At 68.2% G+C, this 25,447-nt stretch carries 18 protein-coding genes; 9 read left to right on the plus strand and 9 right to left on the minus strand.

Translation table 11 applies throughout. The annotated features are described in order from the left end of the window. Nucleotides 1-247: 247 nt before the first annotated feature. The gene (locus M2390_RS03515; protein WP_259177074.1) at nucleotides 248-769 is read right to left on the minus strand and encodes a HEAT repeat domain-containing protein; all 522 of its coding nucleotides are present in this window, start codon (nucleotides 767-769) and stop codon (nucleotides 248-250) included. Between the two features lie 100 nt (nucleotides 770-869). Here M2390_RS03515 and M2390_RS03520 point away from each other — a divergent pair, with 100 nt between their 5' ends. Beyond that, nucleotides 870-2,189, plus strand: a complete 1,320-nt coding sequence (locus tag M2390_RS03520) for an InlB B-repeat-containing protein (RefSeq protein WP_259177075.1) — start codon at nucleotides 870-872, stop codon at nucleotides 2,187-2,189. A 48-nt stretch (nucleotides 2,190-2,237) separates the two neighbouring features. Here M2390_RS03520 and M2390_RS03525 read toward each other — a convergent pair whose 3' ends face one another. The 3 genes from M2390_RS03525 to M2390_RS03535 all read right to left on the minus strand — a co-directional run bounded on the left by M2390_RS03525 (nucleotide 2,238) and on the right by M2390_RS03535 (nucleotide 6,293). Then, nucleotides 2,238-3,704, minus strand: a complete 1,467-nt coding sequence (locus M2390_RS03525) for a class I adenylate-forming enzyme family protein (RefSeq protein WP_259177077.1) — start codon at nucleotides 3,702-3,704, stop codon at nucleotides 2,238-2,240. A gap of 90 nt (nucleotides 3,705-3,794) precedes the next feature. Continuing rightward, a complete protein-coding gene (locus tag M2390_RS03530; RefSeq protein WP_259177078.1) occupies nucleotides 3,795-5,177 on the minus strand; it encodes an aminopeptidase P family protein in 1,383 nt (460 codons plus the stop codon). A 93-nt stretch (nucleotides 5,178-5,270) separates the two neighbouring features. Beyond that, a complete protein-coding gene (locus M2390_RS03535; RefSeq protein ID WP_259177081.1) occupies nucleotides 5,271-6,293 on the minus strand; it encodes an endonuclease/exonuclease/phosphatase family protein in 1,023 nt (340 codons plus the stop codon). Nucleotides 6,294-6,367: 74 nt separating this feature from the next. Here M2390_RS03535 and M2390_RS03540 point away from each other — a divergent pair, with 74 nt between their 5' ends. After that, complete coding sequence (locus tag M2390_RS03540) at nucleotides 6,368-7,240, plus strand: PHP domain-containing protein (RefSeq protein ID WP_259177082.1); 873 nt, start codon at nucleotides 6,368-6,370, stop codon at nucleotides 7,238-7,240. A 59-nt stretch (nucleotides 7,241-7,299) separates the two neighbouring features. Here the strand turns inward: M2390_RS03540 and M2390_RS03545 are convergent, their stop codons facing one another. Next, entirely contained in the window at nucleotides 7,300-8,850 is a 1,551-nt protein-coding gene (locus M2390_RS03545) for a DEAD/DEAH box helicase (protein ID WP_259177373.1), read from the minus strand. 164 nt (nucleotides 8,851-9,014) lie between these two features. Between M2390_RS03545 and M2390_RS03550 the strand changes: the two genes are divergently transcribed. Continuing rightward, entirely contained in the window at nucleotides 9,015-9,707 is a 693-nt protein-coding gene (locus tag M2390_RS03550) for a ferritin-like domain-containing protein (protein WP_259177085.1), read from the plus strand. Nucleotides 9,708-9,805: 98 nt separating this feature from the next. On the opposite strand, the gene M2390_RS03555 is transcribed toward M2390_RS03550, so the two are convergent. After that, nucleotides 9,806-10,030, minus strand: coding sequence for a DUF3107 domain-containing protein (locus M2390_RS03555; RefSeq protein WP_030148536.1), 225 nt, complete (start codon nucleotides 10,028-10,030; stop codon nucleotides 9,806-9,808). A gap of 180 nt (nucleotides 10,031-10,210) precedes the next feature. Here M2390_RS03555 and M2390_RS03560 point away from each other — a divergent pair, with 180 nt between their 5' ends. The 3 genes from M2390_RS03560 (at nucleotide 10,211) to M2390_RS03570 (ending at nucleotide 17,758) form a co-directional block, all read left to right on the plus strand. Continuing rightward, nucleotides 10,211-13,684 (plus strand): PD-(D/E)XK nuclease family protein, encoded by a 3,474-nt coding sequence (locus M2390_RS03560; RefSeq protein WP_259177089.1) that lies wholly within the window; start codon nucleotides 10,211-10,213, stop codon nucleotides 13,682-13,684. A gap of 2 nt (nucleotides 13,685-13,686) precedes the next feature. Continuing rightward, the gene (locus tag M2390_RS03565; RefSeq protein ID WP_259177090.1) at nucleotides 13,687-17,025 is read left to right on the plus strand and encodes an ATP-dependent DNA helicase; all 3,339 of its coding nucleotides are present in this window, start codon (nucleotides 13,687-13,689) and stop codon (nucleotides 17,023-17,025) included. A gap of 109 nt (nucleotides 17,026-17,134) precedes the next feature. Further along, the gene (locus M2390_RS03570) at nucleotides 17,135-17,758 is read left to right on the plus strand and encodes a TetR/AcrR family transcriptional regulator (protein ID WP_259177091.1); all 624 of its coding nucleotides are present in this window, start codon (nucleotides 17,135-17,137) and stop codon (nucleotides 17,756-17,758) included. Between the two features lie 197 nt (nucleotides 17,759-17,955). On the opposite strand, the gene M2390_RS03575 is transcribed toward M2390_RS03570, so the two are convergent. Continuing rightward, a complete protein-coding gene (locus tag M2390_RS03575) occupies nucleotides 17,956-19,170 on the minus strand; it encodes a phosphotransferase (RefSeq protein ID WP_259177093.1) in 1,215 nt (404 codons plus the stop codon). A 95-nt stretch (nucleotides 19,171-19,265) separates the two neighbouring features. Here M2390_RS03575 and nudC point away from each other — a divergent pair, with 95 nt between their 5' ends. Next, nucleotides 19,266-20,321, plus strand: a complete 1,056-nt coding sequence (gene nudC / locus M2390_RS03580) for an NAD(+) diphosphatase (protein WP_259177095.1) — start codon at nucleotides 19,266-19,268, stop codon at nucleotides 20,319-20,321. A gap of 2 nt (nucleotides 20,322-20,323) precedes the next feature. Then, entirely contained in the window at nucleotides 20,324-22,054 is a 1,731-nt protein-coding gene (locus M2390_RS03585) for an ATP-dependent helicase (RefSeq protein WP_259177098.1), read from the plus strand. Here the strand turns inward: M2390_RS03585 and M2390_RS03590 are convergent. Next, the gene (locus M2390_RS03590; protein ID WP_259177099.1) at nucleotides 22,026-22,895 is read right to left on the minus strand and encodes a TOMM precursor leader peptide-binding protein; all 870 of its coding nucleotides are present in this window, start codon (nucleotides 22,893-22,895) and stop codon (nucleotides 22,026-22,028) included. The genes M2390_RS03585 and M2390_RS03590 overlap by 29 nt on opposite strands. A 172-nt stretch (nucleotides 22,896-23,067) precedes the next feature. Continuing rightward, nucleotides 23,068-24,456, minus strand: a complete 1,389-nt coding sequence (locus M2390_RS03595) for a zinc-dependent metalloprotease (protein ID WP_396822480.1) — start codon at nucleotides 24,454-24,456, stop codon at nucleotides 23,068-23,070. 177 nt (nucleotides 24,457-24,633) lie between these two features. On the opposite strand from M2390_RS03595, the gene M2390_RS03600 reads away from it, so the two are divergent. After that, entirely contained in the window at nucleotides 24,634-25,383 is a 750-nt protein-coding gene (locus M2390_RS03600; RefSeq protein ID WP_259177100.1) for a CD225/dispanin family protein, read from the plus strand. Nucleotides 25,384-25,447 lie beyond the last annotated feature (64 nt).

Raw genomic sequence — 25,447 nt, forward strand, 5'->3', positions numbered from 1 at the left:
ACTAGCAAGTTCTTGCAACAAAAAGTAAGCCTTTTGCGTAGATTCGGTCCGGCTGGGTAAGTTCATCCCCGATTAGCCCCGGAGTGCGACCAAAATAATCTCAAACCGGTGCCGAGGACCGGCGTGGCGCAAGGGGGCGGTGCTTTCGAATGGGCTCGGCTAGCCCGCGCTGATCGGCGCGCCGGTTGTCAGGTACTCGATCAGTTCGGATGTTACTGCTGTAACTAGGCTGTTACAGCGATGCCGGCTACGCGGTGTGTGGGCCGCCGGCGAGGATCGGGTCGTGATCAAAAACCGGGATGGCCTCGGTGCGGACCACCGATTCCGGAGCCTGGGCGTAGACGGCGGCTGCGGCGAGGGTGCGCAGCAGCGGATCCTCCTGCTCGGCCAGGGCCAGGCCCACGAGCACACGAATGGCGGAGTCGGGCAGGTCGCAGCGGGCTAGACCTCGCAGAGCCCACACGCGCAGATCCTCGTCGGGGTCGCGATTGGCCACGCCGGCCAGGATCTCGCCGATCAGGTTGCGCGCGGCATCCAGCTCCTCATCGAAGAGGCGGCCGGGTTCCTCCCCATCGATCGCCGCGATCAGCGCCAGGGCGCGGGCGGCCTCGGTGCGCACGGCAGGATCTTCGGCGGTGTCTTCAACCAGGGTGATCAGGAAGTCGACCCGGTCGGAGTCGGCACCGGCTTCGCAGCCGCGCAGGAGTCTGGCGCGACGATCGGGGTCGGCGCTTCGGAAGGCATCGATCAGATCCACGGTGGCGGTCATGCCTCTATTCTGCGCGCTCGAATGAAATCTGGCCAGAGAAAGTCGCGAATTGTGAAACAATACATTGTTTAGTGTTTCTGGTAGTTACGAGGGAGTAGCAGTGGGTTCTCATTCTTTCCAACGGGTGGCGGTGATCGGCGCGGTTTCCGGGCTCGGTCTGGCCGGCATCCTTGCCGGAGTTGTGCCGGCCGGCGCCGCCGATTCGGCAACCTGTGACGCCGGCGGCGTCCCGATTGGCCCGGCGATCTGCGAGGTCACCATCAACGGTGGATCCTCGGCAACCTTCACCCCGACCGCCGAAATGACCTCGCTTGAGGCGCTGGTTGTGGGCGGTGGAGGAAGCGGCACCGTGAGTGACAACGGCGACTATTACGCGGGAGGGGGTTCCGGGGGCGTGGTGGAACTCCAGGGGTTTGATGCCGATCCCGCACGTCCGCTGGAGATTGCCGCCGGTAACGCCGGGGTCGTCAGTAGGGTGAGCCAGCCCGGTGTTCCCGAAGTTCTGGCTTATGCGGGCCCGCGCGGTACAAACGGCAACTCGGGTCTTGGCGCCTCCGTCGGGAACGGAGAAAATCCGAGAAACGGGGTTACCCCGGCCCAGCTTGCCGCTGCGGGATCACCATTCGCCGATGACACTCGCTGCTTCGGCGGCGGTGGTGCCTTCGTCGCCTCGACGGCGGTTGAGGCCAGCATTCCGGCCCTGTGCGGCGCGGGTGCGGTGAGCCTGAGCGGGGCCGGCTCGTCAATTGGCGTGGCCCTGGCAAACAGTGGAGCCGGCGGCGGCGCGGTTCAGGCGATCGCGGGGCGCGGGAGCACGAATGGGGGATCGGGTGTTGTGATCCTTCGGTGGAAGCAGCTTCGGGTCGTCAACGTTTCGTTTGACCTCGGTGGGCACGGCTCCGCCATTGAGCCGCGGGCGATCGCCATCGGCGGGCTGTCGGAGCGTCCGGCCGACCCCACCGCCGAGGGATTCACCTTCGAGGGGTGGTTCACCGATTCGGCGCTGACCCGGGAGGCGGACTTCTCGGCCCCGCTCACCGCGGATCGGGTCTACTTTGCCAAGTGGGCCCTGGTAGCCGTGGAGCCGACCCCGACCCCGACGCCGACTCAGCCCGAGTCGACGCCGACTCAGCCCGAGTCGACGTCGACTCCGACCGCGACGCCGACCCAGCCGGGGTCCACGCCGACCTCGACGCCGTCCGACCCGGCCTCCGTGCCCCCGGTTACAGCCTCACCGAGCGCACCCGCTCCGGGGGCCTCGACGAGTGCGGTGCCGTCGCCTTCGGCCGGTCCGGTGCAGGCCGCCGGCCTCGCGCACACCGGTGCCGACGCCGGCCCCACCTGGATCGCCCTCGCGGTGGGGGCGCTGGCAGCCGGACTGGCGATGACCGGGTTTGCCGTTCGCCGTCGTCGCGGATAGGTTGCCGGACACGGGGTGGTGTGGGGGTTTTCCCCCCTGCACCACCCCTTACGCGTGCAGCGTGGGGGCCGTCGGCGATTCGGAGAAACGCGCCGTGAGTTCCCGGCGCAAAACCTTGCCCCCGCCGTTGCGCGGAATCTGCTCGACGCGGACAATCAGCGTGGGCAGACCGTGGCTGATGTTTTCATTCAGGGACCGGACGAAGCCGTCCGCATCAAACCCCTCGCGGGGAACCAGGGCGAGGCCGAACCTGGAGACGCCCCCGCGATCACGATAGACAAATCCCGCGGCATCGCGAACCAGCGGATCCTCGAGAGCCCGGTGGTCCAACACCGTTGGGTCAAGCTTCACCCCGTCGGCGTTGAGAACCTCGGACTCCCGCCCGGCCAGGACAAGCTTGCCGTCGACAGTGAGCATCCCGAGATCGCCGGGGTAGTACCACCCGTCGGTGAAGGCCGCGGCGCTGGCTTCCGGATCGTTTAGATACTCGGTGGCCATATGGGTGTTTTGGTAGCGGATACGACCCACGACACCCGGCGCGAGCACCGAGTCCGTGGCATCCACGATTTCGATGCGGGCGGTGGGTGAAACCTCGCCGAGGTCGGTGGGATCGGAACTGTCTCGATAGCGGGCGCTCACCAGCAGGCCCTCGGTCGACCCATAGGCCATGTGCAGCTCACAGCCGTCGGCTACCGCGCGCATGCGTGCGGCCACGATCGGAGACAGTGCCGCCCCGGCGGTGAATACCGTGTCCAGCAGCGGGAGTCGTTCCCCGCGTTCCTCAAGCCTTTCCAGCACGGAAGCCACCTGAGCGGGGGAGCCCTTAAGCGCGGTGGCACCCGACTGGCGGGCAAGCTCGATGGTGTGGTCCGGATCGCCGGGATTCACCAGCCAGAACGTGTTCTCGGATCGGACGCTGGCGTAGAAGGCGGCAAAACCGAAGAGGGAACCCGGAGGCATCATCATCAGGAATGGTGCCCCGCGCAGCCAGGTTGTGTCGGGATCGGCGGTGAGGGTATCCAGGGCGCCGAACGATGTGGCAATGGCCTTGGGGCGTCCGGTGGTGCCGCTGGAAAAATGTATGCGGGCGGGGAAATCCCGATCGAATTCGATCACCGGATCATTCGAGGCGACGCGTGCCTCGGCGCGACGGAGAAGCTCGGCGTCAACGATGAGGGTACGCTCCCACCGACGGGTGTTGGAGGCCGTCACCAGCAGGATGCCGGTGGGAATCGAGTCGCTGGGAATGTGTGCGGCTAACGGGACCCCGGTGGCCCCCTCGTGCCAGAGGGCCAGGGTGAAGAGCAGGTCCAGCGTGGCCGGCAGCTCGAGGGCGACCAGATCGCCCGCCCGCACCCCCTGCGCGCGCAGTTCGGCCGCGATGCCGTCTACCGAGCGCAGGGCCGCGGCGCGTCCGATGCGGAGGGCACCGGTGTGAACGAACGCGTCGTCCGGGTGTCGCACGGCGGCGTTGCGAAACGCGAGATAGGGGGAGGGGATCTTCGTCGAACTCATTGCTACAGAATATCGCGTTTATCGAATCCGCGTGTTAACCAAACGTGGCGACCCCTCACGAATGAGGGATCGACACGTAAAGGTATGAGCCTAGGCGTTGAGGCGCGCGATCCACGCCTCGACATCGTCCGCGGTGCGCGGGATGTGAGCCGAGAGGTTTTCGGCACCGTCGGCGGTGACCAGGATGTCGTCCTCGATCCGCACGCCGATTCCGCGGAACTCCTCGGGCACGGTCAGGTCGTCGTTCTGGAAGTACAGACCGGGCTCGATCGTGAAGATCATGCCCTCCTCGACGATGCCATCGTGATAGAAATCACGGCGGGCCTGGGCGCAGTCGTGCACGTCGATGCCCAGGTGGTGGCTGGTGCCGTGCACCATGTATCGGCGGTGGTACTGGTTCTCGACCAGCAGCGACTCCTCGGCCGAAACCGGCAGCATGCCCCACTCGGCGGTCTTCTCGGCGATCACGCGCATGGCCTCGGCGTGGATCTCCTTGAACACGATGCCCGGACGCACGATCGCCAGGGCGGCGTCGGCGGCCTCGCGCACGGCCTCGTAGACCTTGCGCTGCACGTCGGTGAAGGTGCCGTTGATCGGCAGGGTGCGGGTGATGTCCGCGGTGTACAGGCTCTCGACCTCGACACCGGCATCCACCAGGATCAGCTCGCCCGGGGTGACCGCGCCGTCATTGCGGGTCCAGTGCAGGATGCACGCGTGGGATCCCGAGGCGGCGATGGTGTCATAACCGACGGTGTTGCCGTGCTCGCGGGCGTGGGCGTTGAAGACGCCCTCGACCACGCGCTCGCCCCGCGGGGAGGCGATGATGCGGGGCAGCTCGGCGATGAACGCGTCAAAACCGCCGGCGGTGGCGTTCACAGCCTCGCGCATCTCGGCGATCTCGAAGGAGTCCTTAACCAGGCGCAGCTCGGAGACGAACCGGGTCAGGTCCTCGTCGTGGTCGATGCGCAGGTCCGAGTCGGTGGCCACAAACTCATCCAGGTGGGCGGTGGCCAGGTTCAGGTCGGCGGCGACCTGGGCGAGGGAGGGGCGCGGGCCGATCCAGAACTCGCCGATCGCGTGGTTGGCGTAGAACTCATCGGAGTCGCGGCCGGCGCGCTCGCGGAAGTACAGGGTGATCTCGTGACCCTCGCCCGCGGGCTCAAACACCAGCACGGCGCCGGGCTCGGAGTCGGCACCCCAGCCGGTCAGGTGGGCAAAGGCCGAGTGGGCGCGGAACGGGTAGTCGGTGTCGTTGGAGCGCTGCTTGGGGTCGCCGGCCTCGATCACCACGCGCGCACCGGTGAACGCGGCGCTCACCTCGGCGCGGCGCTTCTCGGCAAACGCCGCCTGGACGCGCGCGGCGGGCAGCTCATCCGTGCGGTCGGCCCACTGGGAGCCGATGTAGTCCTGGAAGCGATCGGATCCGGGGGTGGTGGATCGGGCGTCCTTGGTCTCTTCGCTACTGGTAGTCATGCCTTACATTCTCGCACTGTTCGTGCCCCGGTTTAAAGCACCTGGCGTGTCTGTCTGCCTCGGGGCGCTCACCGCGGTGTCGCGCGTTACCGACTAGTCCGCGGCGGCCGGTTCCAGGCGCACGGTGATCGGGCGGTGATCGCTGCCCGCCTGATCGAACTCGCTGTGCACCTTCATGCCGGCGATGTCCCAGATCGGGGTGGCGAAGACGTGGTCGATCGGGGAACCCAGCAGCGCCGGGATGCTCGTGGGCCAGGTGCCGAGGGCGGCGGTGCGGGTTGCCTGGCCCGCGTCGTTGCAGCGGCCCAGGGCTGCACCGTCACGGCCGAGGCCGGCCATACTGTCCACGGTGGCGTTGAAGTCGCCGGCGATGATGACGTTCTCGGCATCACACTGTGCGGCCAGCCAGGCCAGATCCTCGCGCCAGTTGTGCATCTGCGGGGTCGAGGGGGAGACCGCATGGCTTGCGATGATGGTGGGTCCGCGCCCATCGGCGGGTCGGAGCACCACGCTGGGCACCACGAGCGTGTTCGAGGCACCCACACCGTTGCTGCTGGCCTGCGTGTATGCGCCGAGCGAGGGGGAGACCAAAACCGTGGTTGAGCTGGCGGCCGCAATCTTGCCGAACGACTCGGTAAACACGTTCATGGGTTTGCCGGCGGCCTTCATTGCGGCGGCCACCTCGAGTCCGGTCTGATTGCGTGTCTCGGGCAGGGCGACGATATCCGCCCCGGAGTCCAGCGCGAGCTTGGCGATGGTGGCCGAACCCATCGCGTTACCCTTGGTGTTCCAACTGAGCACGTTGATGCTGCTCTCGGTTTTTGCCGGCATCGCATTGTTGTCAAACCCGCGGTAGACCAGGATGCCGGTGTTGGCCACGGCTCCGAGGAACATGACCACGGCCATGCTGCCGGCGAATCCGCGCAGCGGGCGAATGATCCCGATGATTAAAAAGAGGATCAGCGCGGCGACGCAGCAGGCCACCAGGAGGCCGCGCATCGCGGTGATCTGGGCGACGATCACGGTGGTCTGGAGTCCAAACAGCGGGGGCCAGGTCACGATGAGCAGGCCCAGTGCAACCGCAAGGGTGAGGAGTGCGCCGAGGAACTTGAACATGACCCGGTCAGGATATCGGGCGAAATCTGGGAGTTCCCGGGAGGATGCTGAGCATGCGGCCTACACTGGTCAGTATGCCCCTGCAATCCTCCCTCCGTGGTCCCGCCGATCTGCACACTCATTCCAGCATCTCCGACGGCACCGAAACCCCCGGAGAACTGGTGCGGGCGGCGGCTGCGGCCGGATTGGGCACGGTCGCGCTGACCGACCACGACACCACTGCGGGCTGGCCCGAGGCGATGGTTGCGGCCCCTGAAGTGGGGGTGAACCTGATTCCCGGAATGGAGCTGAGCACCCGCCACAACGGCATGAGCGTGCATATGCTCGCCTACCTGTTTGATCCCTCCAATCCCGCGCTCCTGGCCGAAACCGAGCGCATCCGGGTGGCCCGCAAGACACGCGCGGCCGAGATCGTGGAAAACATTCGGGTGGACTATGACCTCACCTGGGAGGATGTCCTCGCCCAGACCACCCCGGGGGCCTCGATCGGGCGTCCGCACATTGCCGACGCGCTTGTGGCCCGCGGCCACTCGACCGATCGCAGCGCCGCGTTTGACACCATCCTGCACCCACGCAGCGGTTACATCATCCCGCTCTATGCGCCGGATCCCATCGTGGCCATTCGGATGATCCGTGAGGCCGGCGGTGTGCCGGTCATCGCCCACCCGGCCACCGGAACCCGGGGGCGCCTGATCCCCGAGGACGTGGTCGCCGAGATGGTTGAGGCGGGACTGTTTGGGATGGAGATCGACCACCGCGAGAACACCCCCGAGGGGAAGTCGTGGCTGCGGGCGCTGGCCGCCCGCTACAACCTGGTGCTCACCGGATCCAGCGACTATCACGGGGCCGGCAAGCCTAACCGGCTGGGGGAGAACACCACGCCGAGCACCGTTGTGGACGCGATCGTGGCCGAGGCCACCGGGTTCGCCCCGATCATCGCCGGCTAGCTCACATACACAACGCCCGCCCCGTCCGAGTCGGAGGGGCGGGCATTGAGTCTCTGCGGCTATTCGGCGGCGGGAGCGGCCTCGGCGGGAGCTGCACCCTCACCGCGACCGCGACCACCACGCGAGCGACGACGACGGCGCGGAGCACCCTCGCCATCCTGCGGTGCCGAGGCGGTAACCGGGGCACCCTCAACCGGGGTGACGCCGGCGGCGGGACCGGCAGCCGCGCCGCCACCGCGGGTGCGACGACGGTTACGCGAGGGGCGAGTGGAGTCTCCGCCGACCTCACCCGAGCGTGCGGGACGCTCGGCGCGAGCCTGACCTTCGCCACGAGCCTGACCTTCGCCGCGTGCCGGACGCGATCCGTTGCCACCGCGGGCACCACCGCTGCGGGCGGCACCCTCGCGCGGGGCCGCCGGGGCGGCGGGCTTCAGGCGGCCCTTGGTGCCGGCGGGGATGTTGAGGTCCTCAAACAGGTGCGGGGAGGAGGAGTAGGTCTCGGTGGGCTCGGGCTGACCGAACTCCAGCGCCTTGTTGATCAGGGCCCACTTGTGCAGGTCTTCCCAGTCGACGAAGGTGACGGCGATACCGGTCTTTCCGGCGCGGCCGGTGCGGCCCACGCGGTGCAGGTAGGTCTTCTCGTCGTCGGGGATGGTGTGGTTGATCACGTGGGTCACATCGTCCACGTCGATTCCGCGGGCGGCCACATCGGTCGCGATCAGCACGTCCTTCTTGCCCGCCTTGAATGCGGCCATGCCGCGCTCGCGCTGCTCCTGGCCGAGGTCTCCGTGCACGGCGGTCGCGTTGAAGCCGCGGTCGTTGAGCTCGTCCATCAGGCGGGCGGCGGCACGCTTGGTGCGGGTGAAGATGACGGTCTTGCCGCGGCCCTCGGCCTGCAGGATGCGGGCGATAACCTCGTCCTTGTCCAGCGAGTGCGCACGGTAGATGACGTGCTTGATGTTGGCCTGGGTCAGACCCTCATCCGGGTCGCTCGCGCGAATGTGGATGGGCTTGGTCATGAACCGGCGCGACAGGGCGACGATCGGACCGGGCATGGTGGCCGAGAACAGCATGGTGTGACGCTCGGCGGGGGTCTTGGAGAAGAGACGCTCGATGTCGGCCAGGAAGCCCAGGTCGAGCATCTTGTCGGCCTCATCCAGCACCATTTCCTGGATCTTGGAGAAGTCGAGCAGGCGCTGGTTGTTGAGGTCGATCAGTCGGCCCGGGGTACCCACGATGACCTGGGCGCCGGCCTTGATCTCCTCGATCTGACCCTCATAGGCCTTGCCGCCGTAGATGGCGGCGATCTTGGTGGGACGGTTGCTGGCAGCCAGCACCATGTCCTCATACACCTGGACGGCCAGTTCGCGGGTAGGAACCACGATCAGCGCCTTGACGCCGGGCTCGGGGTTGTCGCCGAGGCGCTGCAGTACCGGGAGACCAAAACCGAAGGTCTTACCGGTACCGGTCTTGGCCTGGCCGATGATGTCCTGGCCGGCGATGGCCAGCGGGATGGTCTGTTCCTGGATCGGGAACGGCGCGGTAATTCCCTTACCGGCGAGGGCGTCCACCATATCCTGGGCGACGCCGAGTTCAAGAAAAGTCACGATATTTAATGCCTGTCATGCAGTGATGTGGTCTACGCCAACGGATTCTGCGTGCGGGCGTAGGGTCCCATTCCAACGATGAGACACTCCCAGCTTACCGGGACGCGTAGACTGAGCGTGTGATTTCCTGGTTTCGGCGGCGTGGCCCCTCCTCAAACGAATCCCAAGTGGTACTGCGCGAGAGCACGGTTCCCACCACCCGGGTGGACTTTGCTGAGCTTGCCTCCGACACCTCCGACTTCCTCGGGCAGTCGGCCTACTTGCAGCTCGCGGTGTTCCAGCAGTACTCGGCGATCAGCCGCGACAGCGGTCGCCTGCTGACCACCGAGTTGATCGCGGGGCCCGCCGGGCTTGCGCTGCGTAAGCATCATGAGCTGGTGGGCGAGATTCGCCGTCGCGGCGAGGATCCGCAGCTGCTGATGGCCCCCTACGTGCCGGCGATCGACCGCCTGCTGGGCATTGCCCGCGGCGACTCGATCAACGAGGGGCTGCTGGGCCTCTACATCACCCAGGGCTTCCTGGACGACTTCTTCCGCGGCCTGGCCGCGCGCCTGCCCGCCGATCTGGCACCCCGGATGGAGCGCGTCCTCGGGGCTGATAACGGCTCCTCGGTGGTGGTGGGAATCCTGCGCGATGCGATCATCGAGGATCCCCGCCGCGCCCACCGCCTGGCCCTCAGCGGACGCCGCCTGGTGGGCGACATCATGCTGGTGTGCCATGCGGCGCTGCGCCTCGAACCGGTGGGCACCGACACCACCGATCGCGCGCCGGGAAACACCCCCGAGCGGGTCGAGCCGGTGTTCACCGAGCTGATCGGTCGGCACACCCAGCGTATGGATGCGCTGGGCCTGACCGCCTAGCCCCCGACCGCCCAGCCCGCGACCGCACATCGCCCGAAAACAGCGCAGCGCCCCACCGAAATGGTGGGGCGCTGCGCGGTACGGCGGAAGCAGGCTACCTAGCCCACAAAACCGATGCGACGGGTCTCTTCGCTGCCGATCTCAACATAGGCTACCGAACCGGTGGCCACGATGTAGCGCTTGCCCTTGTCGTCGGTGAGGGTGAAGTGCGGGGTGCCGGAGCTGATTGCGTCGCCGACAATCTTCTCGACGTCGGCCGCGCTCTGGCTGGATTCGAAGCCGAGTTCGCGGGGGCTGTTGATGATGCCGATACGGATATCCACGTTGGTGCCTTTCGGTTGCCGGGGAACGGATCCTGGGTTGATTCCAGCGTACGACACCGCCGCCCACCGAAACCCGTTATCCGCGCGTGCCCAGAGCGAACACGCGTCGCGCCGAGTCGGTGGTCCCCGCATCGGCGGTGTCTTCCGGGGGATATCGGTGGCTCACGCTAGCGTGGGAGCGTGAGCGAATCCGAACCCCTCGATCAAGACCGGTTGTCCGCGAGCCTGGATAACAGCCAGCGTGCCGTGCGGGATCTCCGCGACGGTGCCCACGCGGCGGTGCACGGTGCGCCCGGTTCGGGGAAGACGCACACGCTGACCGAGGTGGTGGCCGACCGGATCATCACCCGCGGCTATCCCACCGACGATGTAGTCGTCTTGGCAGCCGACCGCCGATCGGCCACCGCGCTGCGGGACACCCTGGCGCTGCGGATCGACCGTCCCACCCGGGGCCCGCTGGCGCGCACCCTGGGCTCGCTGGCCTTTAGCTTTGTGACGGCCGCCGCGGTGGCCGACGGGGTGACCGTTCCGCGGCTGCTGACCGGTGCCGATCAGGATACGATCCTCGCCGATCTGCTGGCCGGAGAGGTGGAGGACGAGGTCACCGCCTGGCCCGAGAGCCTGGGACCCGATGTGCGTGCGCTCGGCGGCTTCCGCACCGAACTGCGTGAGCTGATGATGCGGCTCGTGGAAACCCGCACCCGCCCCGCCGAGCTGGCCCGCCTCGGGCACCAGCACGAGCGTCCCGAGTGGGTGGCCGCGGCCGCATTCATCGCCCGCTATGAGCACGTGATGGACCAGTATTCGCAGCCCCGATTGGACGCCGCCGAGGTGATCGCCGAGGCAACCACGCTGCTGCGTGAGGGTCGCGTTTCGGCCCCGCGCCTGATCATCGTGGACGACTTCCAGGAGCAGGGACCGGGCACGCTGGGATTCCTGGCGGCCGCGGCCGCCGCGGGATCCACGATCCTGGCGTTCGGGGACCCCGACGTGGCCAGCGCAACCTTCCGCGGCTCCGATCCGGCGGCGCTCAGCGGACTCAACCTGATTCTGGGCGCCCCGGTGGAGACGTTCACCCTCACGCAGGTGCATCGGCACGGCCCCGAGCTGCGCGCCGTGATCACCGAGCTGAGCGACCGGGTGGGTGCCGCCGGACGGGTCGAGCATCGCCGCGCGGCCTCGGTGCTGCCCGCCCAGCCCGCGCCCGCCGCGGACACCACCGGCGACGCCGCCACACCGCCCACCGAGCAGTCCGCCACGCCGCCCGCCGATTTGGCTGCCGACAACCCCGTGGGCCAGGCCTCCGGGGTCGCCGCACAGGCCCCCGTCCACCCGGCCGACGAGTCCGAACGGGGACCCTGGAAGGTTCCGCCCACGCTGCCGGTGGTGCGCATTCGCGCGACCTCCCCGGCGGCCGAGCAGCAGGCGATCGCCCGGATGCTGCGCGAGCGCCACGTGTATCACGGGGTGCCCTGGTCGCAGATGGCGATCGTGGTGCGCTCCTCGGCGTCCATTCCCGTACTGGCTCGGGCGCTGGCGATGGCCGACGTCCCCACCTCGGCGGAGACCGCCGGCGAGGCCCTGCGTGACCGGTATGCGGCGCGCGCGCTGATCCTGGCGCTCGCCGTCGCCCTCGAACGCATTCCGGTGACCGCCGCCCGCTACACCGAACTGCTGCTGGGGCCCCTGGGCGGCTTTGACGGGATCGGCCTGCGCCGTCTGCGTCGCGCGCTGCGTCACGAGGAGCTGCTGGGTGGAGGGCATCGGGGATCGGATGATCTGCTGCTTGAGGCCCTCGCCGCCCCCGGAAGATTCGCAACCCTCGACACCCCCGGTGCGCGCCGAGCCCAGCGTTTCGCCGAAACCCTGGCGCAGGTGCGGGCGGGTTATGCGGCGGGCAACAGCGCCGAGGAGCTGGCCTGGATCGTCTGGGACCGCAGCGGGCTGGAGAAAACCTGGACCACGCAGCTGGGCCAGGGGGGCCTGCTCGCCGAGGAGGCCAACACCAACCTGGATGCGGCGGTCGCCCTGTTCACCGCGGCCAAGCGCGCGGCCGAACGCGACCCCGATGCCGACGCCGGTATCTTTATCGACTCACTCCTGGAGGCCGACCTGGGGGAGGACTCGCTGGCGCCGCGGGCGCGCGGGGAGGCCGTCTGGATCGGCACCCCGAGCGCGGTGGTGGGCCGCGAGTTCGACGTGGTGGTTGCCGCCCGGGTGCAGGCCGGTGCCTGGCCCAACCTCCAACTGCGCGGGGCGCTGCTGTATCCGCAGCTCTTCAGCCTGGTGGTCGCGGGCCTGCCCACGACCCTGCTGGATGCGCGGGCCGAACTCCTCTCCGACGAGCTGCGCCTCTTTGTTCTCGCATGTTCGCGGGCGCGCACCCAGCTGGTGGTGTCCACCACCGATGGCGATGACGAACAGCCCTCGCCCTTCCTCCGCTTCCCGACCCTCGATGGTGCGCCCGTGCGCACCGGGACCGGCGAGTATCCGCTGACCCTGCGCGGCATGGTGGGTGCGCTGCGCCGCCGCCTGGTGCGCGCTCACGAGGCTGGGCGTCCCGAGGAGGCTGCCGAGGCGGCAAGCCTGCTGGCTCGACTATCGGACGAGGGGATCGCCGGGGCCTCCCCGGATTCCTGGTACGGTCTGGCGGAGCCCTCCACCACCGAACCGCTGGTGGACTTGAAGGACCCCGACGCACGCGTGCGGGTCTCGCCCTCGCGGATGGAGGCGTTCGAGAAGTCGCCGCTGAACTGGTTCATCGAGGACGTGGCGCGGCCGCCAAGCACCGTGGCGGCGGGCATCGGCACGATCATCCACGAGGCGTTTGAGCGCGCGGGGATGATCCCCGCGGACCAGATCACCCCCGCCGATATCGCCCCCGAGCGGCTGTGGGAGCACGTCTCTGAGCGCTGGGGTGAGCTCAGGTTTGAGGCACCCTGGCTGGCTCAGCGGGAGCGCGCCGGCGTGGACGAAGCCCTGGTGGGTGTGGCCGCCTACCTCTCCGACGCCCTACGCGCGGGCAACGTGGTGCTGAGTACCGAGGGCGGGTTCCGGCTCGAGGTGGGTCAGATCATCATCGGTGGCTCGATCGACCGGATCGAGCGGCGTCCGGCCACCGGAGCGGACACCGAACCGGTGATCGTGATCATCGACCTCAAGACCGGGCGCAGCATTCCCACCCAGAAGTCGATGCTGACCCACGCCCAGCTCTCCGCCTATCAGCTCGCGCTGACCCGCGGGGCCGTGTATACCGAGGTGCCGGATGAGGCCGCTGCCGAGGCATCCACCGGTGCGGCTGCGGTCGCGGCTCACGTTGCTCCACTGGCCGATTCGCCAGCCGACGCGACCGCCGAGGCACCCGTTGCCCCGGTCGCAGCCCCCGCAGAACCCGCGGTCCGCCGCCACCCGATCACCGGGCGCTCGGGCGGCGCGATGCTGCTCTACGTGCGCACCCCCACGGTCAAGGCCTACGCCGAGCGTGTGCAGGAGGTCCAGACCGAGGAAGAGCTTGCGGCCTTTGAGGAACGCGTGGAAACCGTGGGCACCGGCATGGCCGCCGCGACCTTCGTCGGCGTCTTCGGCGAGGGCGAGCACGATCCCCTCACCCGCCTGACCTACCGTATCCACCTCATCGCGGCCGTCTCGGAGTAATCATGACCCAGTCGAATCAGACCCCCGCCCTGAGCGCGCTCGACATCGCCGCGCTGCTGGGGCTGCCCGCCCCCACCGCCGAGCAGATCGCGGTGATCGAGGCTCCGCTGGAACCCGCCCTGGTGGTGGCCGGCGCCGGCAGCGGGAAAACCGAGACGATGTCGAATCGGATCGTCTGGCTGCTTGCCAACGGCCACGTCCGGGTGTCCGAGATCCTCGGACTCACCTTCACCCGCAAGGCCGCCGGTGAGCTGGCCGAGCGGGTTCATCAGCGCATCACCCAGCTGCGTCAGGCGCTCGCGGATCGGGGCGGTCAGGGCGTCGAGATCGACGTGCTCGAAGCCCCCACCATCGCGACCTATAACGCGTTTGCCAGCGGCCTGTTCCGGGAGTATGCGGCGCTGATCGGTCGGGAGGCCGACGCCACGGTGATCGGTGAGGCCTCGGCCTGGGCGCTCGCGCGTCGGGTGCTGATCGAGAGTAAGGATCCGCGGCTGGTCGAATCCGCCCGCCCGCTGCCCGCGCTCGTGCAGGGGGTGCTGCGGGTCTCCCGCGGGATCAGCGATAACGATGCGCGCGAGCACACCGAGAAGATCGTCGCCCTGGCCGAGGAGTTCCAGGGCCTCACCCAGCTGCCGATCAACGATGAGACCACCGGCAAGCGCAAGCGCAGCCCGAATAAGGACCTGGTGGCCGCGGCCGCCGATCTGGCCGAGCTGCCGATGCTGATCGAGCTCGCCGATGAGTATGCGGCCCGCAAGCGCACCCGTGGGTTCATCGAGTTCTCCGATCAGGTCGCGCTGGCCCTGGAGATCGTGCGCACCCTGGAGCGGGTATCGGTCGAGTATCGGGCCCGCTATCGGGTGGTGATCCTGGACGAGTATCAGGACACCTCGGTCGTGCAGACCGAGCTGCTGTCGCGCCTCTTCGGTGGGCACGGGGTCATGGCCGTGGGCGATCCCAACCAGTCGATCTACGGCTGGCGCGGGGCCTCGGCGGCCAACCTCGCCCGCTTCTCCCGCGACTTCTCGGTGGCCCGGACCCCGGGATATCGCCCCGCGGACACCGCCGCGCGCTTCACCCTGTCCACCTCCTGGCGAAATCCGGGCCTGGTCCTGGACGCGGCCAACGCCCTGGTGGCGGCCCTGCCGGTGGCCGAGGGCGTCCCGGTCAAGACCCTGGCTCCGGCAACGTTCGCCGGTCCCGGTGGTGTGCGAATCGCCTTCGAGCAGACCGTCGAGGATGAGGCTGAGGCGGTGGCCGAGTGGTTTGCCGCCGAGCTGGATCGTCCGCGCGGAGACAAGGAGCGTGGCGAGAAGGCTCGCTCGGCCGCGCTGCTGTGCCGCTCGCTGAAAAAGGTGGATCCCTTCCTGCGCGCCCTCGAAGCCCGCGGGGTTCCCTACCATGTGCTCGGACTGGCCGGGCTGCTGGACCAGCCGGTAATCGTGGACCTGGTGTGTGCGCTGCGGGTGCTGCACGACCCGAGTGCCGGATCCGAGCTGATCCGTCTGCTGGCCGGCGGCCGCTTCCGCATCGGCCCCCGGGATCTGCGCGCGCTGGGCAACCTGGCCCGCTGGCTCGGGGAGCGCGATCACCGCCTCGCCCGGGTGCCCCAGGAGGTTCGCGATAAGCGCTTCGGATCCGCCGATGCCGAGGACAACCCCTCACTCGTGGACGCCCTCGACTTCCTGGAAAACGCCCCCGCCGATCACAAGGCGCTGGCGGATTTCACCCCGATCGCGCTGGAGCGCATGCGCGAGGCGGCAACCCTGCTGACCGGACTGCGTCGCCGGGTGGGCCTCGGCCTGCACGAGTACGTGGGCCTGGTGGCCCGAGAGCTGGGACTCGACCTCGAGGCCGCGGCGAATGAGCACCAGGTGCTGGCCGGGCCGAGTCTTGAGGCGTTCGCCGAGCAGATCACCGCGTTCTTGCAGGTGGATGAGACCGGCACCATCGGGGCGTTCCTGGAGTGGCTGGAACAGGCCGAGCAGCACGAAAACCTCAGCCCGCGCGGCGAGGAACCCGAGCCGGGGACCGTTCAGGTACTCACGATCCACGGGGCCAAGGGCCTGGAGTGGGACAGCGTCGCGGTCCCGCGCATGGTGTCCGGGGAACTCCCCGGAACCCCGCGCAGCCGCCGCGGCTGGACCGCGTTTGGCGAGCTGCCCTATGCGTTCCGCGGTGATGCCGCCGAGCTGCCCGAGCTCGCCTGGCGCGGGCTTGAGAGCCAGCCCGCGTTTGAGCTGGCCTATGCGAGCTTCGGCGATCAGATCGACACCCAGCACGCACACGAACAGCGCCGTCTGGCCTATGTGGCGGTCACCCGGGCCAAGGACACGCTGCTGCTCTCGGGATCGTTCTGGACCAATGCGGTCAAGCCGCGCGAGCCCGGGGCGTACCTCTACGAGGTTGCGCAGGCGGTGCCCGTGGCCTGGGGCGGGGACGCACGCTACGAGGATCCCAGCCTGCCCTCCTCGCCGCTGGAGGAGGAGAACCCGCGCACCGATCAGATCCGCAGCCTGGTGTGGCCGCGGGATCCGCTGGGGGAGCGACGCCGGGCCGTGACCGCGGCGGCCGCGGCGATCCGGAGCGCCGATCCGCGCCCGCTCGATCCCGAACACCCGAGCGAGGATGCCAGCAACGTGGATCTGCTGCTGGCCGAACGCCATCACATCCTCACCGGTGGACCGGCCCGGGTGGATCTGCCCGCACGCATCCCCGCATCCAGGTTCAAGGACTTTGTGGTGGATCCGATCCAGGTAGCCGCGCGCATTGCCCGCCCGGTCCCCGAGCGTCCCTACCGCCAGACCCGGCTGGGAACCCTGTTCCACGACTGGGTCGAGCATCGTGCGGGCCTGATGGGATCGCAGGAAACCATCGACGCCCAGATGTGGGAGATCGACGACGAGGAACTCGGGGGCACCCTGGCGCCCGTTGCCGAGGCCGAACGCGAACGTCTCGAGGAGCTGCAGGCCACCTTCCTGCGCTCGGAGTGGGCGGACCTGGCACCGATCGCGGTGGAAATCGAGATCAACTATCGCCTGGCGGGCAAGCTGATCATCTGCAAGCTCGACGCCGTCTATGAGCGTGAGGGGCGCATTCAGATCGTCGACTGGAAAACCGGGAAGGCGCCACGTTCGGACGAGGAGCTGCGCGAGCGTCAATACCAGTTGGCGCTCTACCGTGAGGGCTACGCTCGCTGGACCGGAACCGACCCGCGCCTGATCGACGCCGTGTTCTACTATGTGGCCGATGATCGGGTCCTGCGCCCGGAAAAACTCTCCGACGCAGACGAGCTGGTCCGGGCCTGGGAGAGGGCCGTGGCGACCCACTCGATGTAACCTGCGTATGGCCCCCAAACGGGGCCTATCGCGGGCCGAACGGGACCCCTATTCTGGGCACAGATGACCGGTCCAACCGGCACCGGCCGCAACCTGGTCAGGGGGACCAATGAGCGAACAGCGTCGAGATGTAATTATTTCAGCCGCGGGCACCATGATCGCGGAGTCCGGCCTCGCCGGCCTCAGCATCGCCGCGGTTGCACGGAATGCGGGATTTGGGCCCGCGACCGTGTACTCACTATTTCCAGCCAAAAATAACCTGATCGCCGCGGTCACGGTGCATGCGTATTCGGTCATGGCGAATCGCATTCGAGCGGCGATCGGTCACGATGATCCATTCCGCAGCCAGCGATCGGCCGCCGAACGCCTAGACACCGTGGTGCGCGAATTTGCCCGGGTTGTGCTGGGCGAGCGGGCGTTTGCCACGGCCCTGATTCATGAGCCCGCGGGCCCCGAGGTGGTGCGCGAACGCGTGTATTGCCGTCGGGACGCGGCAACCCTGGTTGAGGAGATCCTGCAGGACGGTGTTGCCAGCGGGGAACTGCCCGAGCAGCCCACCGCCCTGATCGCCGGGGCGATTGTGGGAGCCCTGATCGAGGGCCTGGTGGGTGGAAACTCACCCAGCTCCGCCGAACTCGCCGGAAATCCCGCGGGGGAGGGCGCCTGTGTGGATGCGCTCTCGCGGTTTATCCGGGGTGCCAGCGGGATCCCCGGAGAGCTGCTGGTGGCCTAGCCAGAAAAGCGTGAAGACAACGCCGCGGTCCGAGCTGATCGGACCGCGGCGTTGGTTGTCTACATCGCGGGTGAGTGGGCGGTTCGGATCGTCCTGAGCCGCCTGAGCCGCCTGAGCCGCCTGAGTTGCCTGGGCTGCCTGGACCGCCCGGATCTCCTGGCAGCCCGTGCCTTCGGGCAGACTGCGCCGTCGGGGAGCTAGCGCCCCGAGCCGCCTGTGCCCTCTGAGGTACCCGCGCCGCCCGAGGGAATCTCGCGGGTTTCCTCCTGATCGGGATCACCCGTCCCGGAGGCACCGTCGGCGTTTCCCGCGGATTCGGAGCCGTCCTCACCCAGGACATCCTCGGGCAGACCAATCGGCCCGGTCTCATTGGAGACCGCGGTTTCCTCATCAAAGTCGTAGGTGTCGGTTTCCATACCGATCTGCGCGGTGGAGGGCGTGGTTTTTGGGGTGCTCTTGAGCAGGGTCTCAACGTCCCCCACGGCAAGCACCGGGTCGGCCTCGGGATTGATCGGCTCGGAGAGGTTGCCCAGGACGCTGTCCACGAGCCCGTCGAGCAGCCCCACGGCGTCCTCGATGACCTCCTGGTTGCGGGTGTCCAGTCCGTGCAGGAGCCAGCGCGCCAGTTCGAGTTCGGCGTGCAGCAGCGCCCGCTGCCGGATAAACCGATCCGGGGTGCGGGTGCAGGACATCCGGTAGGAGGCAAACACATCATCGGCGGCCTCGGGGGCCGCGCTGAGCCAGTGCAGGTCGCGGGCGGGATCGCTCACCCGCAGGCCGCTCCACCCGACCAGTCCGCTGACCACCGGTCCCACCTCATGGTCGGTGATCAGGAAGGATTCTGCGCTAAGGGTGCCGTTGATGACCACGGGCTGGAACTGCCACAGGCTGTCATCGTTGGCGGCGTCGCTCCAACGCTGGCGGATCGCCGCGGGCAGACGCCGGGTGGAGGCCGCCCGTTCGATCACGTTCAGGGCTTCGTTACGGCACTGTGCGGCGGTCAGGGCGGGCAGTCCGATCTCGGTCACGAAGGAGGCGGGCAGGGTGTGGATTGCGGCGATGGCCCCGCCGATCGAGGTGGCGACCCCGTCCCCCGGGGGAATGTATGCGGCGGGCACATGGAAACCGGGCAAGAATTTGGACACCACGATCCGGCCGGGGCTTGCCGGTGCCTGGCCGATGACGGTGGGCACCTCGAACGGCAGACGGCTGCGAATGCCCGCGGTCATGGCCTGGAGGGCGATGAGTTCGATGGCCTGTTCGCCGGCCGCACGCTCGTTGCTGGGGATGCGCACCACGACGTCCTCGTCGGTGCCGGTACGCAGGAGCGCCGAGTCGAAATCTCCGGATCCATCAAGTGCCAGGGTCCCGCTTGCACGCACCTCGAGTCCGGGCACCGCAGCGGTCGCCAACGCGGCTAGAGTTAAATGCGATCTGACCATGTTCTCTAGGTTAGATCGCGACGACCCGTGATGCGGGCCGCCACGCCCGTTCACAGAGGGAGCCCATGTCCAATCATCTTCAGGCCGCAGCCGACAATTCGGACCGTTTCGGCATCCTCGCCGACCTTCCACTCTCCCGCAGCGAGATTGACCGCGACTATACAACCCGCGAGAATCCGGACCTGGCGATCGAGCTGCTCGCCGATGCCGACGCTCGGTATCTGCTGATGCGCGCGGGAACCACCGCGGTGGAACACGCCCGATTGCGCCTGTTTCGGGCCAGTGAGCTCCCCGCCGATATTGCGACGCTGCCGCCAACCTACCTGGGCCGTGCGCTCCGCGATGAGGCGGGTACCCCCGCCGGGGCTCGCATCGTGAGCCTGGATCTTGACGTGCTGAACGGCGCGGATGCCGCCGGAAGCGAGGCCGATGATGCCGCCGCCCGGGTGCACCCGGGCGGCGAATGGGGGAGCCTGCGGGACTTCGGAGCGGTGTTTGAGGCGCGCGATGCCGGGCTGCTCACCGAGGCTCTGGCCCTGGTGAACTGGCACCGGTCGAGCACCTTCTGCTCCCGCTGCGGCCACCCGACCGAGGTGCGACAGGCCGGGTGGTCGCGACACTGCCCGAACTGCGGGGCCGAGCATTTCCCGCGCACCGACCCGGCGATCATCGTGTTGGTCACCGACGCCGAGGACCGGGTGCTGCTGGGTTCCAACGCACTGTGGCGGGCGGGACAGTACTCGCTGCTGGCCGGCTTTGTCGAGGCGGGGGAGTCCCTGGAACAGGCCGTGGTGCGCGAAATCTTCGAGGAGGCCGGGGTGCGCGTGGTGGATCCGCGCTATCGCGGGTCCCAGCCCTGGCCGCTGCCGCGCTCGCTGATGCTCGGCTACACGGCGCGGGTAGCGGCGGATCAGGACCCCCGTGCGGTCACCCCCGACGGCGAGGAGATCCTCGATCTGCGCTGGTTCTCCCGGGAGAGCCTGCGCGCCGAGGCGGGCACCCTGACCCTGCCCGGAACCACCTCGATCGCTCGCGCCCTGCTGGATGACTGGCTGAGCGCCGACGGCGGAGGAGACATCGCCGCCGCCCAGGCCGACCGGTCGGGACCCGCCTGGGCATGAGCATGAACCTTCAACCGGTATCCACCGATCCCGAGGCCCTGCTGGCGGGGCTGGATCCCGACCAGCGTGTGGTTGCCGAGTCCCTCGGCGGCCCGGTGTGCGTGCTGGCGGGTGCCGGCACCGGAAAGACCCGGGCGATCACCCACCGAATCGCCTACGGGGTGGCGACCGGTACCTTCGCGGCGAACCGGGTATTGGCGCTGACCTTCACGACCCGGGCCGCGGCCGAACTGCGCTCCCGGCTCCGGGTGCTCGGGGCCCATGGAGTATCGGCGCGAACCTTCCACTCGGCGGCTCTGAGCCAGCTGAACTACTTCTGGCCGCACACCGTGGGCGGGGCCTTCCCCACCCTGATCAGCGGTAAGGGCAAACTCCTGGGTCAGCTCGCCGAGGCCCGCAGGCTCCGCCTGGACACCGCCGCGCTGCGTGATCTGGCCGCCGAGATCGAATGGCGCAAGGTCAGTGGGCTCAGCATCGAGCAGTATGCGGAGTCGGACCGGCCCGGTATCGGCTCGATCTCGCTCGAGCAGGTGGCGACCCTGCAGCAGGGATACGAGGATCTCAAGGATGAGCGCAAGCAGCTCGACTTTGAGGACGTCCTGCTCACCTGTGTGGGCATGATCCACTCCGAGGCCTCGGTGGCGATGCAGGTGCGCGAACAGTTCCGGCACTTCGTGGTGGACGAGTACCAGGACGTTTCTCCGTTGCAGCAGCAGCTGTTGGATGCCTGGCTGGGCCCGCGCAACGATCTGTGTGTGGTGGGTGATGCCAGCCAGACGATCTACACCTTCGCCGGGGCACGCAGCTCCTATCTCTTGGATTTTGAACGCAACTATCACGACGCGACCATCGTGCGTCTGGAGCGGAACTATCGCTCCACGGCCCCCATCATTAAGGACGCCAACGCCCTGATGCGGGGACGGGCGGGCGCCCTGGAACTGCGGGCCGCGGACACCACCGCCTCGACCGATACCGCGGGCCGCGCGGCCGCGAGCCCGGCACCGATCACCGCCCGCTTCCGCGACGATCTTGCCGAGGCGCGCGGGGTGGTCTCCCGGATCCTTGAGCTGCATGAGTCGGGAACCGAGCTCGCCGACATCGCGATCCTGTTCCGGGTCAACGTGCAGTCCTCGGTGTTTGAACAGGCCCTGAACGAGGCCGGTCTGGCATTCCGTATGCACGGCGGGACCCGCTTCTTTGATCGGCCCGAGATTCGTCAGGCCCTGATGGAGCTGCGCGGAGCATCGGTATCGATCGTGGGTGAGCCGCTGTTCAAATCGGTGAGCGACGTGCTGCGTGCCCACGGCTGGACGGTGGATCCACCCGAGCAGCCCGGCGCGCTGCGCGAACGCTGGGAGGCCCTGAACACGCTGATGGACCTGGTGGACCGCGCGGCACCGGGCACAACCCTGCGCATGTTTACCGATGAGCTCCTGGAGCGTCAGGCGGCCGGAGCCGAACCCACCCAGCAGGCCGTCACCCTGGCCACGATGCACTCGGCCAAGGGCCTGGAGTGGGAGACGGTGTTCCTGGTGGGACTCAGCGAGGGACTGGTGCCGATTAGCTACGCCACCACCGAGACGATGGTGGATGAGGAGCGGCGACTCATGTATGTGGGCATCACCCGCGCCCGCTCGCGCCTGATGCTCTCCTGGGCGGAGGGCGCACCGCGCGGTGGTGGGAGCCGAATGCCGTCCCGTTTCCTCACGGAAATGGGGCACTCAACCCGTTAGTCCCGGGTCCCGAGCCCGCGGGGTCGCCGGCACCGCAGGCGCACTCGGGGTGCGGGAAGATCTGTTCTCGCCGACCGCGGATCGAGGACCCATCCATCACCAGGATCCCCGTGCGGAGCTCTCGGCTATCCGCCCGCAGCCGCGCATGGACCGCAGCCAACACCGGCCCCACGGCCAGGGCCGAGAGCGGCGGTTGAGCGCTTGCTGCCAGGCTCCGATGTGCCTGAATCGCCAGGGATGCCCAGGTGGGATCGCGGGCCGCCGCGGAGCGCTGGACGCACCCGATGCACGGGCCGGTGCCGGGTTCCACGAGCGGGCCGATTCGCACCTGACGATCCCAGCACACCACGGCCAGGTGGGGGATCTCCTCGGAGAGCCAGGGGGCGTAGCGGTGGGGCGGAATCACAAAGTTATCCACCAGGACCACGAGCGCGGGGCGCCGGGTGGCCGCGAGCGTGGTGCGTGGAGGATCCAGCCGCACCGAATCCGCGGTCTGCGCGATCGCGCGTACCAGCGGGTGCGGATGCCCGCGGAACTGTCCCAGAATTGCCCATCGGGGAATGCGCGATCGGCGGCGGTCCGGACCCGCGTCGGGATGGTCCTCGAGCGCGGGATCGAGCACCCTGAGCAGCGCATGAACCTCCGCGATGGTCAATCCGCCCCGTGCCCCGAGCTCCTCCAACAGGGACACGGTGGCACCGGCGCAGAGCGCCCCCAGCAGGTGCTCAACCGCGGGCGTCACGGCGGTGAGGGTGATGGCGGCGGGTGGGTCAAAACCGATCTGAAACTCGGTTGGGGTGCGCCACAGCAGCGGAAGGGTGGGGTTGAGTTTGATCATCATGGATCGAGTGTGCGCCCCGGCGCTCCGGATCACCCGGACATGCGCTGTGCGAATGGGGCGGACTCGGGACACAGCTCCCGCCGCCTGACCGGTCTGTCCGGTGCAGCCCCCCCCCGAACACACACATGCGCGAGATCCCGAGGGATCTCGCGCATGTGTGTGTTCGCCTTGATTAGGCCGTGGGGGTGTCCGGACCAGGCTCGGTCGAATCGGTCGAGCTGCCGTCGGTGCTTCCGAATTCGCCGCGCAGCAGCGCATCCAGGGCGTCATCCATTTCATCGCGCTCGGGTGCCTCGCCGCGGGCCAGCGCGGTGAGGCGGGCAATGAAGCCCTCGGGGTCGTCGATGTCCGCGGCGGTCGGCACCAGATCCGGGTGTGCCCAGAGTGCGTCGCGTGCCTCGGTACCCACGGCCTCGGTCACGGCCTGCCACAGCGCCGCGGCTTCGCGCAGTCGGCGCGGACGCAGTTCCAGACCCACCAGCGCGGCGAAGGCCGATTCGGCGGGGCCGCCGGTCGCGCGACGACGACGCACGGTTTCGGCGATAGCCTGAGCCCGCGGCAAACGCACGGTGGCCTGGGCCGTGACCACGTCGACCCAGCCCTCGATCAGCGCGAGGGTGGTTTCCAGCGATGCCAGCGAGGCGAGCTGAGACTCGGTCTTGGGCGGAATCAGCGAGCCGTTGCTCAGCGCGCTGCGCAGCTGCTCGGGGTTACTCGGGTCAAAGTCCTCGGCCAGGGATTCCATCGCGTCGATGTCGATCGAGATACCGCGGGCAAACGCGGTAATCGCGGAAATCAGGTGCAGGCGCAGCCAGCGGGCATTGCGGAACAGGCGCGCGTGCGCGAGTTCGCGCACGGCCAGGTAGAGCTGAACCTGATCGGTGGGGATATCCAGGCCCTCGCCAAAGGCGGCGATGTTCTGGGGGACCAGGACCGCGTGGTTATCCTCCATCAGCGGGATGCCGATGTCGCCACCGGACACCACCTCGCTGGAGAGCTGACCCACAACCTGTCCCAGCTGCATCGCGAACAGGGCACCGCCCACGCTGCGCAGCATCTGGCTGGCACCGGCGATCATGCCTCGCAGCTCCTCGGGTGCCTGCTCCTGCAGGACCGTGGCGAGCGCATCGGAGATGCTGCTGGCAACCGGCTCGGCCACCTCGGTCCAGACCGGCATGCTCAATCGGGCCCATTCGGCACGGCTGACCAGGGTCGGGGAGGCGCTCAGCTCGGAGAATGTGGTCGCATCGGCGAGCCACAGCGAGGCCACGTTGAGAGCCTGTTCTAGAGCATGGCGCTGCTCCTCGGGGGTGTCCACGCTCTGGGCGTTGGCGATCTGGCGTGCCTGATCTCCGGCCACACCCCAGTTGACGCCGCCATCGGTGGATCCGCGCATCGCGTTTTGCAGCTGGCTCAGCATGGCCGAGAGCGCGGCGGGATCGGCGGGCAGACCGGCGGCACCGGCGAGCTGCGACGGGTCGATACCGCCCTGCCCGGAGATGAACCGGTTCAGCATTTCGCGGAACTCGTCCTCGGGGTTGCCTGCGTTTTCGTCTGGCACGTGTGCCACCTTTCCGAATGCTCCAAGTAGCCCTTTCTACGCTACAGGTAGGTCCCGAAGCGGCATCGGTTTTTCGGGCAATTATCGTCCGCCCGCCGCGAACAGTGTGCGTGCCGAGCCGAAAACCGGGCCCCGGACAAATTCATGGTTGGATGGAGGAGTAACATCCCCGAAGGAATGGACCCGAGTATCAGCCCGCACACCCCGGATCATGACGCTGGCGACCCGTCGGCGTCGTTCCCGCATGAGGTGAACGAGGTGGATCCGGCCCAGGCCCTTCCCAGCTTCCCGGCGCCGCTGGACCGTGCGGCCCCCGAGGCTACCGATGCCGAACCCGCGCTGCTCCGTGAGACCGAGGTGGTGCCGCTGCGTCCCAACCTGGCGCTGGCGATCACCGGAACAATTCTGTTTTTCCCGGTCGGAATCTTTGGCCTCTGGCAGTGCATCCTGGCCCGGCGCGGCCTGGCCACCGGTGCCGGCGCGGTGGCGATTCAGCGCGCCGGACGCGGTCGCACCCTGTCCATCGTCGCCGTATGTGTGGGGGCACTGGGCTGGCTGATGGTGGTGCCGCTGTGCCTGCTTTTGGGATTAGGGGTTGCGGTGAACAGCGGCGGCGTCGCGGGAACCCGGATCGTGGATGTGACGCCCGCCGAGGGGTCACGGACCATCAGTGTCGAGTTCCGGGCTTCCTCTCCCGTACCCGCCCGCTATACCGTGCTGCGTCCGGATGGCTCCGAATACTCCGACACCCTGATCGCGTTGAAACCCATTCGGCTGGATATCGGGGTGGGCGATTATGCGGAGATTCGGATTGTCAGCGAACAGCCCGACGGCGAGGTCTCCTGCACGCTGCGTGGCGAGGATGAGGAACTCACCACCCAGCACGGCGCGGGCTTCGCCCTGTGCGGTGTCGCCGGTGTGGAGTGAGTGGATCTCAGTGAATTTGAGGTTTCCAGGCCCTAGTCTGGATGTCTATGCCCCATCATGGCTC

It is taken from the genome of Mycetocola sp. BIGb0189 (assembly GCF_024810155.1).
Taxonomy (GTDB): domain Bacteria; phylum Actinomycetota; class Actinomycetes; order Actinomycetales; family Microbacteriaceae; genus Mycetocola; species Mycetocola lacteus.